Annotated in this window: 16 protein-coding genes and 1 tRNA gene; 14 read left to right on the top strand and 3 right to left on the bottom strand. The window is 58.3% G+C overall.

The genetic code is table 11. The features are described from left to right. Nucleotides 1-2 precede the first annotated feature (2 nt). From tolQ to nadA, 11 genes are all read left to right on the top strand, one after another. Nucleotides 3-695, top strand: a complete 693-nt coding sequence (tolQ, locus tag NA645_RS00670) for a protein TolQ (RefSeq protein ID WP_131650205.1) — start codon at nt 3-5, stop codon at nt 693-695. A 12-nt stretch (nt 696-707) separates the two neighbouring features. After that, complete coding sequence (gene tolR / locus NA645_RS00665) at nt 708-1,160, top strand: protein TolR (RefSeq protein WP_131650206.1); 453 nt, start codon at nt 708-710, stop codon at nt 1,158-1,160. Beyond that, on the top strand, nt 1,160-2,161 hold the full coding sequence (gene tolA / locus NA645_RS00660; RefSeq protein ID WP_256047036.1) for a cell envelope integrity protein TolA: 1,002 nt from the start codon (nt 1,160-1,162) through the stop codon (nt 2,159-2,161). The genes tolR and tolA overlap by 1 nt, the downstream gene beginning before the upstream one ends. Further along, nucleotides 2,158-3,459 carry a Tol-Pal system beta propeller repeat protein TolB gene (gene tolB / locus NA645_RS00655; protein WP_423836547.1) on the top strand — a complete coding sequence of 434 codons (1,302 nt, stop codon included), beginning with the start codon at nt 2,158-2,160 and terminating at the stop codon, nt 3,457-3,459. The genes tolA and tolB overlap by 4 nt, the downstream gene beginning before the upstream one ends. Before the next feature lie 49 nt (nt 3,460-3,508). Further along, a complete protein-coding gene (gene pal, locus NA645_RS00650) occupies nt 3,509-4,015 on the top strand; it encodes a peptidoglycan-associated lipoprotein Pal (RefSeq protein ID WP_131650209.1) in 507 nt (168 codons plus the stop codon). A 6-nt stretch (nt 4,016-4,021) separates the two neighbouring features. Beyond that, the gene (ybgF, locus tag NA645_RS00645; protein ID WP_256047035.1) at nt 4,022-4,849 is read left to right on the top strand and encodes a tol-pal system protein YbgF; all 828 of its coding nucleotides are present in this window, start codon (nt 4,022-4,024) and stop codon (nt 4,847-4,849) included. 122 nt (nt 4,850-4,971) lie between these two features. Next, nucleotides 4,972-5,619, top strand: coding sequence for a 7-carboxy-7-deazaguanine synthase QueE (queE, locus tag NA645_RS00640; RefSeq protein WP_256047034.1), 648 nt, complete (start codon nt 4,972-4,974; stop codon nt 5,617-5,619). 53 nt (nt 5,620-5,672) lie between these two features. Then, on the top strand, nt 5,673-6,347 hold the full coding sequence (queC, locus tag NA645_RS00635) for a 7-cyano-7-deazaguanine synthase QueC (protein WP_256047033.1): 675 nt from the start codon (nt 5,673-5,675) through the stop codon (nt 6,345-6,347). A 57-nt stretch (nt 6,348-6,404) separates the two neighbouring features. After that, a tRNA-Lys gene (locus NA645_RS00630) sits at nt 6,405-6,480 on the top strand. Between the two features lie 195 nt (nt 6,481-6,675). Next, the gene (locus NA645_RS00625; RefSeq protein ID WP_256047031.1) at nt 6,676-8,172 is read left to right on the top strand and encodes an acetyl-CoA hydrolase/transferase family protein; all 1,497 of its coding nucleotides are present in this window, start codon (nt 6,676-6,678) and stop codon (nt 8,170-8,172) included. Nucleotides 8,173-8,408: 236 nt separating this feature from the next. Beyond that, nucleotides 8,409-9,467, top strand: a complete 1,059-nt coding sequence (gene nadA, locus NA645_RS00620; RefSeq protein WP_256047029.1) for a quinolinate synthase NadA — start codon at nt 8,409-8,411, stop codon at nt 9,465-9,467. A 31-nt stretch (nt 9,468-9,498) separates the two neighbouring features. On the opposite strand, the gene NA645_RS00615 is transcribed toward nadA, so the two are convergent. Continuing rightward, nucleotides 9,499-10,929 carry a M48 family metalloprotease gene (locus NA645_RS00615; RefSeq protein ID WP_256047028.1) on the bottom strand — a complete coding sequence of 477 codons (1,431 nt, stop codon included), beginning with the start codon at nt 10,927-10,929 and terminating at the stop codon, nt 9,499-9,501. Nucleotides 10,930-11,035: 106 nt separating this feature from the next. On the opposite strand from NA645_RS00615, the gene NA645_RS00610 reads away from it, so the two are divergent. Then, a complete protein-coding gene (locus NA645_RS00610; protein ID WP_256047027.1) occupies nt 11,036-11,293 on the top strand; it encodes a sulfurtransferase TusA family protein in 258 nt (85 codons plus the stop codon). An 8-nt stretch (nt 11,294-11,301) separates the two neighbouring features. Beyond that, nucleotides 11,302-12,378 (top strand): AI-2E family transporter, encoded by a 1,077-nt coding sequence (locus NA645_RS00605; protein ID WP_256047025.1) that lies wholly within the window; start codon nt 11,302-11,304, stop codon nt 12,376-12,378. 31 nt (nt 12,379-12,409) lie between these two features. On the opposite strand, the gene NA645_RS00600 is transcribed toward NA645_RS00605, so the two are convergent. Both NA645_RS00600 and NA645_RS00595 read right to left on the bottom strand, forming a co-directional pair. Continuing rightward, nucleotides 12,410-12,883, bottom strand: a complete 474-nt coding sequence (locus NA645_RS00600; protein ID WP_256047024.1) for a peroxiredoxin — start codon at nt 12,881-12,883, stop codon at nt 12,410-12,412. Between the two features lie 14 nt (nt 12,884-12,897). Continuing rightward, a complete protein-coding gene (locus tag NA645_RS00595) occupies nt 12,898-13,458 on the bottom strand; it encodes a glycine cleavage system protein R (protein ID WP_131650219.1) in 561 nt (186 codons plus the stop codon). Between the two features lie 217 nt (nt 13,459-13,675). Between NA645_RS00595 and dapA the strand changes: the two genes are divergently transcribed. Next, the gene (dapA, locus tag NA645_RS00590; protein ID WP_256047022.1) at nt 13,676-14,554 is read left to right on the top strand and encodes a 4-hydroxy-tetrahydrodipicolinate synthase; all 879 of its coding nucleotides are present in this window, start codon (nt 13,676-13,678) and stop codon (nt 14,552-14,554) included. The last annotated feature ends 17 nt before the right edge of the window (nt 14,555-14,571 follow it).

Genomic DNA, 14,571 nt, shown 5'->3' with positions numbered 1-14,571 from the left:
GCGTGGAACCCAACGTCGACCATATGTCCATGTGGAGCCTGATCAGCAACGCCAGCTTTGTGGTTCAGCTGGTCATGTTGATCCTGGTGGCGGCCTCGGTGATGTCGTGGATCATCATCTTCCAGCGCGGCAATATGCTGCGTGCCGCCAAGCGTTCGCTGGACACCTTCGAGGAACGTTTTTGGTCGGGCATCGACCTGTCCAAGCTGTATCGCCAGGCCGGCAGTAATCCCGATCCGGATTCCGGCGTCGAGCAGATCTTCCGCGCCGGCTTCAAGGAGTTTTCCCGTCTGCGCCAACAGCAGGGCGTCGATCCCGATGCCGTAATGGATGCAGTGAACCGAGCTATGCGTGTCGCTATTTCCCGCGAAGAAGAAAAGCTCGATCAGAGTTTGCCGTTCCTCGCGACCGTCGGCTCTACCAGTCCTTACATCGGTCTGTTCGGTACCGTCTGGGGCATCATGAATTCGTTCCGCGGGCTGGCGCAGGTGCAACAGGCGACTCTCGCCACTGTCGCGCCCGGCATCGCCGAGGCATTGATCGCCACTGCGATCGGTCTGTTCGCCGCAATTCCCGCGGTCATCGCCTACAACCGTTTCTCCGCGCGTGGCGAGATGCTCATCGGTCGTTACTACACCTTCGCCGATGAGTTCCAGGCGATTCTCCATCGCAAAGTTCACACCACCGAAGATTGAGGCCCCCAGGCCATGGCCAGAATTCGCAACAGACGCAAACCTGTCGCCGAGATGAACGTGGTGCCCTACATCGATGTGATGCTGGTGCTGCTGGTCATCTTCATGGTGACCGCGCCGATGCTCAATCAGGGCGTAAAGGTCGATCTGCCCAAGGTCAGCAGCGAAGTCCTGCCTCAGGATAACGATGCTCAAGTACTGACCATTTCGATCAAGGCGGACAAGACTTACTTCTGGAACATCGGGAGCGAAGTGGACACCGAAACCGTTCAGGATCAGGCCCTGACACTGGATGAGATGACCAAGGCGGTCACCGCGATCATGAACCAGAACCGTAGCCAGGGTAAGCAGGTTCAGGTGTTCGTGCGCGGCGACAAGGCGGTGGACTACGGTTCGGTGATGTCTGCCATGGGCGGGCTGCAGGAAGCGGGTGTCGGTAACGTCGGCTTGATCACCGAGGCGCCTTGATGCAACAGCTGGAACGTTCACGCTCGGAGAGCTACTACTGGCCCACCATTCTGGCGGTCGGTCTGCACATCGTTATTTTCGGAATGCTCTTCGTCAGCTTCGCCATGACGCCGGAGCTGCCGCCATCCAAGCCCATCGTTCAGGCGACCTTGTACCAGCTCAAATCTCAGAGCCAAGCTACGACTCAGACGAATCAGAAGATTGCGGGTGAGGCTCAGAAAACGGCGGCCAAGCAGTACGAAGCTGAGCAGCTGGAACAGCGCAAGGCCGAGCAGCAGAAACAGGCCGCCGCCAAGGCAGCGGAACAAAAGAAGGCGGACGAGGCTCGAAAGGCCGAAGCAGCGAAGGCTGACGCGGCAAAGAAGTCCGCGGAGGCGAAAAAAGCCGAAGAAGCCAAGAAACTAGCCGAACAGAAAAAACAGGCGGATATCGCCAAGAAGAAAGCGGCTGACGAGGCGGCCAAGAAAAAGGCTGCCGAAGAAGCCAAGAAGAAAGCTGCTGCCGAGGCCGCGAAAAAGAAAGCGGCAGAGGACAAGAAAAAGGCGGCAGCTGAGGCTGCGAAGAAAAAGGCCGCCGAAGAAGCCAAGAAGAAAGCAGCCGAGGCTGCCCGCAAGGCTGCTGAGGACAAGAAGGCACAAGCACTTGCCGAGCTGTTGTCTGAAGACACGGAGCGGCAGCAGGCCCTGGCTGACACCCAAGGTGATCAGGTGGCTGGTAACTTCGATGACCTGATTCGTATGCGTGCGGCAGAGGGCTGGACCCGACCGCCATCGGCCCGGAACAACATGTCGGTAACGCTCAGGGTCAACATGCTGCCGGATGGCACCATCACTGCTGCAACCGTTTCGCGCTCGAGTGGTGATGCGCCTTTCGACAACTCTGCTGTCGCGGCGGTAAAAAATATTGGTCGGCTGACCGAAATGCAGGGGCTCTCTGCCCAGGAGTTTCAGCCGTATCGCTCGTTCACGATGACATTTACGCCTGAGGATCTAGCGTTGTGATCAATTACCTTCGAGGTTTTTTCGTCTTTTTCCTGTTCGTGATGGGCAGTGCCGTGGCGCAGGAGAAGAACATTGTCGTCACCAGCGGTACCGATCGTGCGATTCCGATCGCGGTTGTGCCGTTCGGTTGGCAGGGCGGCACTGTGCTGCCGGAAGACATGGCAGAAATCATCGGCAATGACATGCGCAATACCGGTATTTTCCAGCCGATTCCCAAGCAGAACATGATCAGCCTGCCGACTCGTGGCAGCGAAATCATTTTTCGTGACTGGAAGGCATTGGGCGCCCAGTACGTCATGGTCGGCAACATCGAGCCTTCGGCCGGCAAGCTGCAGATCCGCTACGAGGTGTTCAATGTGACCACCGAACAGCAGGTCATGACGGGTACCGTGGGTGGCGGTCAGGATCAGCTGCGGGATATGGCGCATTTCGCGGCTGATCAGGCGTTCGAAAAGCTGACGGGCATCAAGGGGGCTTTCTCCACGCGCTTGCTCTACGTTACCGCTGAACGTCTCGGCGGAACCAATACGCGTTACACACTGCAGCGCTCCGACTACGACGGTGCGCGCGCCGTGACTCTGCTGCAATCGCGTGAACCGATTCTGTCGCCGCGCTATTCTCCGGATGGCCGTCGAATCGCCTATGTTTCGTTCGAACAGAAGCGTCCACGCATCTTTATGCAGCACATTGACACGGGGCGTCGCGAGCAAATCACCAACTTCGAAGGGCTCAACGGTGCGCCGGCGTTCTCGCCGGACGGCAATCGCCTGGCGTTCGTGCTGTCGAAGGATGGCAATCCGGAGATTTACGTGATGGATCTTGGATCGCGTCAGTTGCAGCGACTCACCAATCATTACGCAATTGACACGGAGCCTTTCTGGGGCGCCGACGGTCAGACTATCTACTTCACCTCGGATCGTGCGGGCAAGCCACAGATCTACAAGCAGCGTCTGGGTAGCAATAATGCCGAACGAGTCACTTTCGTTGGTAACTACAACGCAAACCCGAAACTATCGGCAGATGAAAAGACGCTGGTGATGATTCATCGCCAGGAGGGCTATACCAATTTCAAGGTGGCAGCACAGGACCTGCAGCGCGGCAATTTACGGCTACTCTCAGATACGAGTTTAGATGAGTCGCCCACTGTTGCGCCTAATGGCACCATGCTAATCTACGCGACCCGCCAGCAGGGCCGGGGAGTCTTGATGCTCGTATCAATCAATGGTCGAGTTAGGCTCCCGCTTCCTACTGCTCAAGGCGAAGTCCGTGAGCCATCGTGGTCCCCTTACCTGAACTGATGCGGTATCAACGCTTTACTAACCAAAAACACAACTGGGGTTGTTACACATGGAAATGCTGAAATTCGGTAAGTTCGCTGCGCTGACTCTGGCTATGGCCGTAGCTGTTGGTTGTTCGTCCAAGGGTGGCGACGACTCTGGCGAAGGTTCCTCCGCCATTGATCCGAACGCTGGCTACGGCGCTGACAGCGGTGCTGTCGACGGCAGCATGGGTGGCGAAGAAGCCGCTCTGCGCGCTATCACTACTTTCTACTTCGAATACGACAGCTCGGACTTGAAGCCGGAAGCCATGCGCGCGCTGGACGTTCATGCCAAGGACCTGAAGTCCGCTGGCAACCGTGTCGTTCTGGAAGGCCACACCGACGAGCGCGGTACTCGTGAGTACAACATGGCTCTGGGCGAGCGTCGCTCCAAGGCTGTTCAGCGCTACCTGGTTCTGCAGGGCGTTTCTCCTGCTCAGCTGGAGCTGGTTTCCTACGGCGAAGAGCGTCCGGTTGCCATGGGCAACGACGAGCAGTCCTGGGCTCAGAACCGCCGCGTTGAGCTGCGTAAGTAATAAGTCATGCTCAAGCACCGTTACGTTCTGACGCTTATCGCGCTTGGTCTTCCGCTTTTCGCGGCGGCTCAAGTCCCAGTGGTCGAATATGACTCGCAAACCCAAAGCGGTGTGCCTGAGTCGGGCTATTCCTCTGGAGCAGATACTGGCGGTGCCTATGTCGGGGGCGGAGCGTCGGCTCCGTCTTCGGCGCAGAGCATGCTCTTCGTTCAGTTGCAGCAGATGCAGGAAGAAATCGCGCAACTGCGCGGTATGCTGGAAGTGCAACAGAATGAGATCCAGCGCCTGAAACAGGAGGGCCTGGAGCGTTATCAGGATTTGGATAGTCGCTTGGCGAACGCCGCATCAGGCGGTTTGGCCAGCCAGAATTCGTCAGCCACGGGCAGCAGTAACGCCGGTGGCTCGGTGCAAGCGCCCGCGAATGCGTCCGGGCAAGATCAGGCAAACAGTCAGTCGGTGGATCCCGAAAGGGAAAAGCTTTACTACGACGCCGCTTTCGATCTGATCAAGGCGAAGGATTTCGACAAAGCCAGCCAGGCTTTTTCCGCCTTCTTGCGTAAATATCCCCAAAGCCCCTATGCCGGTAATGCACAGTACTGGCTGGGCGAGGTCAATCTCGCCAAGGGAGATTTGCAGGGGGCCGGCCAGGCATTCGCGAAGGTCAGTCAGACGTATCCTCAGCACAGCAAGGTTCCTGACTCGCTGTACAAGCTTGCGGATGTCGAGGTGCGGCTGGGCAATCGTGACAAGGCTGACGGGATCCTTCGTCAGGTTATTGCCGACTACCCGAACAGCTCGGCTGCGCAGTTGGCTCAGCGCCAACTGAATCGATAAGCCGATCCGTCGGCGCCAGTTAACAAAAACCCGCCCATTGAGCGGGTTTTTTCGTTAGAATCGCTGCCCTTTTCCCGCAACGGAGGCGGATGGCCTGTTTAGCCGTCACGCCCGTGGCTGATATGCAAAATACCCTGCGAATTTCCGAGATTTTCTACTCGCTGCAGGGGGAGACCCGTACCAGTGGCCTGCCTACTGTGTTCGTCCGCCTGACCGGCTGCCCCCTGCGCTGTCATTACTGCGATACCGCCTACGCTTTCAGTGGTGGCGAGATCATGCCGCTCGAAGCAATTCTCGAGCGGGTCGCGTCCTATAAGCCTCGCTACGTCTGCGTCACGGGGGGCGAACCGCTGGCTCAACCGAACTGTCTGCCGCTGCTGCGCGAACTCTGCGACGCGGGCTATGAAGTTTCGCTGGAGACAAGTGGTGCGCTGGATATTTCCGATACCGACACTCGAGTAAGCCGGGTTGTCGATCTGAAGACCCCGGCCTCGGGCGAGATGGGTCGCAATCTCTACGAGAACATCGGTCAGCTAACACGGAACGATCAGGTCAAGTTCGTAATTTGTTCACGCGAAGATTACGACTGGGCTGTATCCAAGCTTATCGAGTACCGGCTGGATGCTCGTGCTGGCGAGGTGCTGTTTTCGCCTAGCCATCGGCAAGTCGATGCCAGAGCGTTGGCTGACTGGATCGTCAGCGACAATCTTCCGGTTCGTTTGCAGCTTCAACTGCACAAAATTCTCTGGAACGATGCGCCCGGCCATTAATGTCCGCCGGAGCGGCTTTAGTCCTGGAGCCGAAGTTTTCACAGGTAAACCTAATGACTGACAAGAAAGCCGTAATCCTCCTTTCGGGCGGACTCGATTCTGCGACCGTTGTCGCGATGGCCAAAGCGCAAGGTTACGCTTGCTACACCATGAGCTTCGATTATGGTCAGCGTCACCGTGCGGAGCTGCAGGCTGCCGAGCGGGTTGCTCGCCAATTGGGCGTGGTGGAACACAAGGTCATCGGCATGAATCTCGATGGGATAGGGGGCTCGGCGCTCACCGACTGTAGCATCGAGGTGCCGGAGGCGCCGGAGGAAGGCATACCGGTAACCTACGTGCCGGCACGCAACACCGTGTTTCTCTCGTTGGCGTTGGGCTGGGCGGAGGTGCTCGGCGCTCAGGATATTTTCATTGGAGTCAATGCCGTCGACTACTCCGGTTACCCCGATTGCCGTCCAGAATTTATCGATGCCTTCGAGCGCATGGCCAATCTTGCGACCAAGGCTGGCGTGGAGGGGCAGGGGTTTGCCATTCGTGCACCCTTGCAGAACTTGAGCAAGGCGGAGATCGTCCAGGCTGGTGCCCGTCTGGGTGTTGATTATGCGATGACCGTCTCATGCTATCAGGCCGACGACGATGGGCGTGCTTGTGGAAAGTGCGACAGCTGCCGTTTGCGAGCCGCAGGTTTTGAGCAGGCCGGCCTTTCGGATCCGACTCGCTACCGTTAATTTTTTCCAAAAAAACTTTGATTTAATCAATCAAATCAGTATCATGCGCCCCGCATTGGGTCGTTAGCTCAGTTGGTAGAGCAGTTGGCTTTTAACCAATTGGTCGTAGGTTCGAATCCTACACGACCCACCATATTCCCCTTGGGGAGCAGAAAGCCGGAGGCCGCTAGGTCATCCGGTTTTTTTATGTTCGCAATTCACGGCAAGAAAAACGGGTTATTTCCGTCAGTTATAAAAGGTGTTTTCACTACGACCTTCGTCTGTGACTCAGCCGAGATTAAACGTAATAGACTGCGACCTCCCGATTGTCCGTTGGTTTGAGGCTCAAATGTATTCTGATCGCATCCGCTTGTCCTCCCTGCAGAGCAAGGTCATGAGCGCCGAAGAGGCCGCTACTCTTATTCAAGACGGCATGACCGTCGGCATGAGCGGCTTTACCCGTGCGGGTGAGGCTAAAGCAGTGCCTTTGGCGTTGATCGATCGCGCCAAGGACGAAAAGCTGAAGATCAGTCTCATCACTGGTGCCAGCCTCGGTAACGACCTGGATGGGAAAATGGCCGCAGCCGGTTTGTTGGCTCGCCGTGGACCGTTCCAGGCGGATGCCGTTCTGCGCAAGGCGATCAACCAGGGCGAGGTCATGTTCATCGACCAGCATCTCTCCCACACCGTCGAGCAGATGCGCAACAACCAAATCAAGCGCCCGGACGTGACCATCATCGAGGCCGTGAGCATCACCGAGCAGGGTCACATCGTCCCGACTACCTCAGTCGGTAACTCCGCCAATCTAGCGGTGTTCGCCGACAAGATCATTGTCGAGCTGAACCTTGCGCATAACCTTAACCTGGAAGGTCTGCACGACATCTATTTCCCGGGTGAGCGTCCGAACCGTGGTCCGATCCCGCTGACCAAGGTCGACGATCGTATCGGCACCGCCGCCATTCCGGTCGACCCGGCCAAGATCGCCGCTATCGTCATTACCGAGCAGCCGGATTCTTATTCCACCGTCACGCCAGCAGACGAAGAAACCCAGGCCATCGCCAATCACCTGATCGAATTCTTCAAGAAGGAAGTCGATGAAGGTCGCATGGCGAAGAACCTTGGTCCGATGCAGGTGGGTATCGGCAACATCGCCAATGCCGTGGTATGTGGTCTGATCGACTCGCCGTTCGAAGATCTGGTGATGTACTCCGAAGTGCTGCAGGACTGCACCTTCGAATTGATCGATGCTGGCAAGATGAAGTTCGCTTCCGGTTGCTCCATCACCCTGTCCGAGCGCTGCAACGATCGCGTATTCGGCAACCTGGAGAAGTACAAGGATAAGCTGGTGCTGCGTCCGCAGGAAATCTCCAACCATCCAGAACTGGTGCGTCGTCTGGGTATCGTTGGGATCAACACCGCTCTGGAGTTCGACATCTACGGCAACGTCAACTCGACGCATGTCGGCGGTACCAAGATGATGAATGGCATCGGTGGTTCCGGTGACTTCGCGCGTAACGCGCACATGGCCATCTTCGTGACCAAGTCGATCGCCAAGGGCGGCAACATTTCCAGTGTTGTACCGATGGTTGCGCATGTCGACCACACCGAACATGACGTGGAAATTCTCGTCACCGAGCAAGGCCTGGCGGATCTGCGTGGCCTGGCGCCGCGCGAGCGGGCCCGCGTGATCATCGATAACTGCGTTCATCCTTCGTACCGTGATGCGCTGAACCAGTACTTCGAAGGCGCATGCGACAAGGGCGGCCAGACTCCACATATGTTGCGCGAAGCCATGAGCTGGCACATCAATTTGGAAGAACGCGGTCATATGCTCAAAGACAAGTGATCGATAACCGCCGGCAAATGCCGGCGGTTTTCATTTGGGTGAGCCTTAACACCTTCGTTTGTCCCCTCGCTTTCACTTTTGCAGACGCTTCAGCTAGTATTCCTGCCCCTTGAGCGGGCAGGGGGCGGCGGACTGCACCTCGCACTGTCTCCCTCTTTCGCCTCGTCCGATTTGAACAGGCTGGCCGGGTATACTCGGCGCTTCATGCAATAACGTGCTTTTGCAGGACCGCGAATATGACGCAGATACCCGAACGCATTCTTGTGCAGGCTCACCTGGCAGCCAAACAACCCCAGCCGCTGTCGCCCGAGCAGGAAGCCCAATTGCGCGACGATATCGCTGTCGAGTTGAAGCGCCAGAATGCGGTGCTCGTGGCGCATTACTACACCGACCCGGTGATCCAGTCGCTCGCCGAGGAAACCGGAGGCTGTGTTTCCGATTCGCTGGAGATGGCCCGCTTCGGCAACGAACACTCGGCGCAGACTGTGGTGGTCGCGGGCGTCAAGTTCATGGGTGAGACGGCGAAGATCCTCAATCCTGAAAAGCGGGTGCTGATGCCGACATTGGAGGCCACTTGCTCGCTGGATCTCGGTTGCCCGGTGGAAGAGTTTTCGGCTTTTTGTGATCAGCATCCAGAGCGCACCGTCGTGGTATATGCCAATACTTCGGCGGCTGTGAAGGCCCGGGCTGACTGGGTAGTTACCTCGAGTTGTGCGCTGGAAATCGTCGAAAGCCTGATGGACAACGGCGAGAAGATTATCTGGGCTCCAGACAAGCATCTCGGCAGCTATGTGCAGCGTGAAACCGGAGCCGACATGCTGCTCTGGGATGGCGCCTGCATCGTCCATGAAGAATTCAAGGCGAAGCAGCTCGAAGATATGAAGGCGTTATATCCGGATGCTGCCGTTCTGGTTCATCCTGAGTCACCTGAATCGGTGATCGCTCTGGCGGATGCCGTTGGGTCCACCAGCCAGCTGATCAAGGCGGCCCAGACGCTGACGAATCCAACTTTCATCGTTGCCACCGACCGCGGCATCTTTTACAAGATGCAGCAGCTTTGTCCTGATAAGGCGTTTATCGAGGCGCCGACGGCAGGTAGCGGAGCCGCCTGCCGTAGCTGCGCACATTGCCCATGGATGGCGATGAACACGCTCGAGCGTACGCTGCATTGCCTGCGCACCGGCAGCAACGAGATATTCGTCGATCCAGCCTTGGTTCCGCGGGCGGTCAAGCCGCTCAAGCGCATGCTGGATTTCACTCAGGCTGCGCGTATCAAGCAGGCTGGCAACGCCTGACATCATTGTCGTCGAGGGAGCTGCTGCACGCTCAGCGCAGCATCTCCTCGATCATTCGCTTCTCTTCGATCAGCTGTTTCTGCCGGGCGTCGATACGTGCGGCTGTCTGAAAATTGCTCGATCGGCGTTTGGCGAGATCCAGTTGCTCGATCGCCTGATCGTAATCCCCGACCAGGGCGAAGAATTCAGCTCGGCCCTGGTGTAGCCCCAGTATGTTTCCGGTAAGTCCCCGGATCTCCGAAACCTGATACCAAATGTCCGGGTCCTTGGGGCGTGCTTCGACCAGCTTGTCCAGCTCTTGCTCGGCCTCTTGCAGCTTGTCTTCCTTTATCAGCAGATCGATATGCGTCTGGCGTACCGGGTAACTGCTGGGGTAGAGATTGAGCAGGGTCTGGGTTCGCTCGCGTGCTGCTGCCAGTCGGTTAGCGGTAATATCCAACTCGATCTGCGCCAGGTTGTAGCTGACCTCATCCGGCGACTCCGCCAGTAGCGGTTGCAGGCTGGCGGCGGCGTCCGAGAGTTGGCCACTTTTGATCTGAGCGAGCGCCAGGCCGTAGCGAGCAGCATCCAGGCTTTCGTCTTCATTGAGCATGGCTCGGAAGCGCTTGGCGCTGAGACCGGGCGTGCTTTCGAATTTAAGGTCGACTCGTGCACGCATCAGCTGATACCGCAGGCTGTCTTGCACGCCGCCAGCCGGATACTGTTCGGCGCGGTTTTTGGTATCGGCGATGCGCGATTCCGTAACCGGGTGGGTCAGGAGGAATTCGGGCGGTTTCTGGTCATAGCGATACTGGCGCATCAGACGACCGAACATCTGCGGCATGGCGCGAGGGTCGTAGCCTGCTCGCTCGAGATTGACGATGCCGATGCGATCAGCTTCCTGTTCGTTCTGTCGGGAGAAGCGTCGTTGTGCCTGGATCGCCGCAGCCTGGGTCGAAACGATCGCGGCAATGCCTGCATCGCCCGCGCCGGCTGCGGCCGCTACGACGCCCGCGAGCATCGCTGCCATCAGCGGTAGCTGCATACGCTTTTGCGCCTCCAGGCCGCGCGCGAAATGGCGTTGGGACAGGTGCGCTAGTTCGTGTGCGAGTACCGAGGCGTATTCGGCTTCGGTCTGTGCGTGAAGAAACAGGCCGCCGTTGACGCCGATGATCCCGCCTGGCGCGGCAAACGCGTTCAACTGCGGGCTTTCGAGCAACACAAACTCCAGGCGGCGGTCTTGCAGCTGACTGGTCTCGGCCAGGCGATAGACGCTGCGTTCCAGGTAGTCTTTCAGCAGCGGGTCGGACAACTGCGGAACCTGTCCGCGAAGCAGGCTGAGCCACGCCCGGCCCAGTTGATACTCCTGCTCTGGCGAGACGATGCCTGAGCTGGAGTCACCGAGAGAGGGCAGGTCATTGGCCATAACCGGCTGCGCAATCAGGCACGCCAGTGTCAGCAGGGTGGGGCGCAGCAATTTCATCCAGACTGGCTCATAAAGGCAGGAGCGTTACTGTAGCCTTGTGCCAGGGTGGCTGGCCAGGGGCGGGCGCGGGTCGGTATCCTGCGCTCCTTTCGAGGAGATGAACATGACCCAACAGACCGTGCCTGTCACCTGCGATGCCGAGCTGGATGCGGTCGGACTGGAATGCCCGATGCCGCTGCTCAAGGCTAAACTTGAACTCAACCGACTAGCCAGCGGGCAGGTACTGAAGGTTACCGCGACCGATCCGGGCTCGCAGCGAGATTTTCGTAGTTTCGCCAGATTGTCCGGCCATGCTCTGTTACGCGAAGAGGCGGATGAAGGTCTCTATCGCTACTGGCTGCGTAAGGCTGAAAGCCTCTAAGGAAGCATATGCTCAAGGTATTGCGCAGCTGGGCCCATCGCTATTTCTCCGATGAGGAAGCGGTGGTCCTGGCTGTCCTGTTGGTGGTTGCCTTTGCTGCGGTTCTGACGCTGGGCGACATGCTTGCGCCGGTCATTGCCGGCCTAGTGCTCGCCTACCTGATGCAGGGATTGGTCGGCGCGCTGGAGCGCATCAGGATTCCCCATCTCGTGGCGGTCTGGCTGGTATTTTTGCTGTTCGTCGGTGCGCTCACGGTTTGCATGCTGTTTCTTGCGCCCTTGGTCTGGCAGCAGGTGCTGACCCTGTTCAACGAGCTGCCACGGATGCTTGTGGAATGGCAGTCCTTGTTGCTGCTTCTGCCCGAGCGCTACCCGCAGCTGCTTACCGAAGAGCAGGTGCTGCGTGGCATCGATTTCATGCGCGGCGAGGTAGGCCGCTACGGTCAGGTGGTGCTGACGTCGTCGTTGTCCAGCCTGCCATTGCTGTTAAGCCTGATGATCTATCTGATCCTGGTACCGATTCTTGTGTTCTTCTTTCTCAAGGATCGCCAGCAGATAAGCGACTGGTTGAGCGGCTACCTGCCGCGTGAGCGTGCGTTGATTACTCAGGTGTCTCAGGAAATGAACGTGCAGATCGCCAATTACATTCGGGGCAAGGCGATCGAGATCCTGATCTGCGGCGTAGTGTCGTATGCGGTGTTCGCTGCGCTGGAACTCAACTATGCCGCGCTGCTGGCGCTGCTGGTGGGAGTCTCGGTTGTGGTGCCTTATATCGGTGCGACCGTGGTGACCATTCCCATCGCCCTGATTGGCTTGTTCCAGTGGGGGCTGGGTGACCAGTTCATCTACTTGATGGTGGCCTACGCGATCATTCAGGCCTTGGATGGCAATGTCCTCGTGCCTTTGCTGTTCTCCGAAGCGGTGAACCTGCACCCGGTGGCCATTATCTGCTCGGTGCTGTTATTCGGCGGCCTCTGGGGATTCTGGGGGGTGTTTTTCGCGATCCCCCTGGCTACCTTGTTCAAGGCGGTGCTATACGCTTGGCCGCGCAGGCCACCCACGGTCCCGGAGGTGGACGTCGGCTAGAACGAGAAAGGCCGGTACTACCGGCCTTCGCTTATTGTCGATGCAGTGCTTGAGCGGCCTGCAAAACGGCTTCGACATGTCCGGGAACCTTCACGCCTCGCCACTCCTGGCGAAGCACGCCGTCGCGGTCGATGAGGAAGGTGCTGCGGTCCACGCCCATGTATTCCTTGCCATACAGCTTCTTCAGCTTTATCACATCGAACAGCTGGCAAAGCTCTTCGGTCTTGTCGCTAATGAGCTCGAAAGGAAACGCCTGCTTAGCCTTGAAGTTCTCGTGTGTCCGCAGGCTATCTCGCGAAACGCCGAAGATCAGCGTGTTGGCTTCGTTGAACTCCGGGTGCAAATCGCGGAAGCCCTGGCCCTGAGTGGTGCAGCCTGGCGTGTTGTCCTTGGGATAAAAGTAGAGCACCACCTGCTTGCCCTTCAGCGTGTCGAGGCTGATTTGGGTGTCGCCAGTGGCTTGGGCCTGGAAGGGCGGAACGGGCTGGTCGATTGCTACGGCCATCACTTGTTTCCTTATCAGGGATTTTGCGGGCGCCAGGGCTCTATCAGCGCGTCCAGATTCAGTGCGTCGGCAAAATCCAGAAATTGATCACGCAGCCAGCTGATTTGCGTACCTGCCGGTAGCGTGACGGTCAGCGTCGCGTTGAGCATGGTGCCGCCGGTCTGGGGCGCCTGGTAGGTGTCGCAAGTGAGGTTTTCCAGCTCGACGCGGTGGTCGATGAAGAACTGGCACAGCTCATTGAGTATGTCCGGACGGTACACCGAACTGACATAGGCTACGTAAGGGAGTGCCTGCGGGCGGGTTTCCGATGGTTCGCTGCGCACCACGTTGGTGGTGAAGTCGTGCTTCTTGGCCAGGCTCGGTAGCGCCGTCTCCATGCGAGCGAGGGCGTCCCAGGTCCCGGTGATCTCTAGGACCAGCGCACAGCATTCGCCATGTCGGGTCAGGCGCGTACTGACTACGGCGCAGCGATTCTCGTTGCTCGCTCTGCAAAGTACGTTGGTGAGCGCCATAGGGTTGCGGCCCATGGCGCTGATGACGAGAAACTGTTCTCGAGGTACTGAGGGGGTGGACATGCAGGTTCCTGGCGAAGATGAATCGGACGGCCAGCCAAGCCGAAAATGGCTAAGGTTAGCGAAAAGCACCGCCCGAGGGAATGCGTGTGCGGTGTAAGTCCGAAAAGCGCAACGCTGGCGCTCGGTCGTTCCGACGGTGGGATGTAACCAGCGTACTCGCAAAGCGCTCAGGAGCCTTGTACCATTACGCCTCTCTTTTTCCGGCAGGAGTGGTTGCATGATCTCAGGCAGTATGGTGGCGCTCGTCACTCCCATGGACGCGCAGGGCGGTCTTGATTGGGACAGCCTGAGCAAACTGGTGGACTTCCATCTTCAGGAAGGCACCAATGCGATCGTTGCGGTGGGTACCACTGGCGAGTCGGCGACGCTCGAAGTGCCCGAGCATATCGAGGTAATCCGCCGGGTGGTGGATCAAGTCAACGGTCGCATTCCGGTGATTGCTGGCACCGGTGCCAACTCCACTCGCGAAGCCGTCGAACTGACTGAAAATGCCAAGGCAGCCGGAGCGGATGCCTGCCTGCTGGTCACGCCCTACTACAACAAGCCGACCCAGGAAGGCATGTACTTGCACTTCCGCCATATCGCCGAAGCCGTGGCGATCCCACAGATTCTCTACAACGTGCCCGGGCGTACCGCTTGCGACATGCTGCCGGAAACCGTCGAGCGTTTATCCAAGGTGCCGAACATCATCGGCATCAAAGAGGCGACGGGCGACCTCAAGCGTGGCCAGGAAGTGCTCGATCGGGTCGGCAAGGACTTTCTTGTCTACTCCGGAGACGATGCCACCGCCGTTGAGCTGATGCTGATGGGTGGCAAAGGCAATATTTCCGTCACGGCGAACGTCGCGCCCCGCGCCATGAGCGAGCTATGCGCTGCCGCCATTGCCGGTGATGCGGAGAAGGCGCGTGCCATCAACGCATTGCTGATGCCCCTGCATCAGACGCTGTTCATCGAGGCCAATCCAATTCCGGTGAAATGGGCGCTGCACGAAATGGGCCTGATGTCGGACGGTATTCGCCTGCCGCTGACCTGGCTCAGCCAGCGTTGCCAGGAGCCGCTTCGCGACGCCATGCGTCAGTCCGGTGTACTGGCCTGAACGGTATCCGGTGTACT

The organism is Stutzerimonas stutzeri, from assembly GCF_024448955.1.
GTDB classification, from domain to species: Bacteria; Pseudomonadota; Gammaproteobacteria; order Pseudomonadales; family Pseudomonadaceae; genus Stutzerimonas; species Stutzerimonas stutzeri_AQ.
Note: the sequence above shows the minus strand (reverse complement) of the source record. Positions and strands in the feature narration are given on the sequence as shown.

Coding starts and splice junctions, on each gene's coding strand:
- tolR (WP_131650206.1), top strand. CDS start 708: ATGGCCAGAATTCGCAACAGACGCAAACCTGTCGCCGAGATGAACGTG.
- tolA (WP_256047036.1), top strand. CDS start 1,160: ATGCAACAGCTGGAACGTTCACGCTCGGAGAGCTACTACTGGCCCACC.
- pal (WP_131650209.1), top strand. CDS start 3,509: ATGGAAATGCTGAAATTCGGTAAGTTCGCTGCGCTGACTCTGGCTATG.
- ybgF (WP_256047035.1), top strand. CDS start 4,022: ATGCTCAAGCACCGTTACGTTCTGACGCTTATCGCGCTTGGTCTTCCG.
- queE (WP_256047034.1), top strand. CDS start 4,972: ATGCAAAATACCCTGCGAATTTCCGAGATTTTCTACTCGCTGCAGGGG.
- queC (WP_256047033.1), top strand. CDS start 5,673: ATGACTGACAAGAAAGCCGTAATCCTCCTTTCGGGCGGACTCGATTCT.
- NA645_RS00625 (WP_256047031.1), top strand. CDS start 6,676: ATGTATTCTGATCGCATCCGCTTGTCCTCCCTGCAGAGCAAGGTCATG.
- nadA (WP_256047029.1), top strand. CDS start 8,409: ATGACGCAGATACCCGAACGCATTCTTGTGCAGGCTCACCTGGCAGCC.
- NA645_RS00615 (WP_256047028.1), bottom strand. CDS start 10,929: ATGAAATTGCTGCGCCCCACCCTGCTGACACTGGCGTGCCTGATTGCG.
- NA645_RS00610 (WP_256047027.1), top strand. CDS start 11,036: ATGACCCAACAGACCGTGCCTGTCACCTGCGATGCCGAGCTGGATGCG.
- NA645_RS00605 (WP_256047025.1), top strand. CDS start 11,302: ATGCTCAAGGTATTGCGCAGCTGGGCCCATCGCTATTTCTCCGATGAG.
- NA645_RS00600 (WP_256047024.1), bottom strand. CDS start 12,883: ATGGCCGTAGCAATCGACCAGCCCGTTCCGCCCTTCCAGGCCCAAGCC.
- NA645_RS00595 (WP_131650219.1), bottom strand. CDS start 13,458: ATGTCCACCCCCTCAGTACCTCGAGAACAGTTTCTCGTCATCAGCGCC.
- dapA (WP_256047022.1), top strand. CDS start 13,676: ATGATCTCAGGCAGTATGGTGGCGCTCGTCACTCCCATGGACGCGCAG.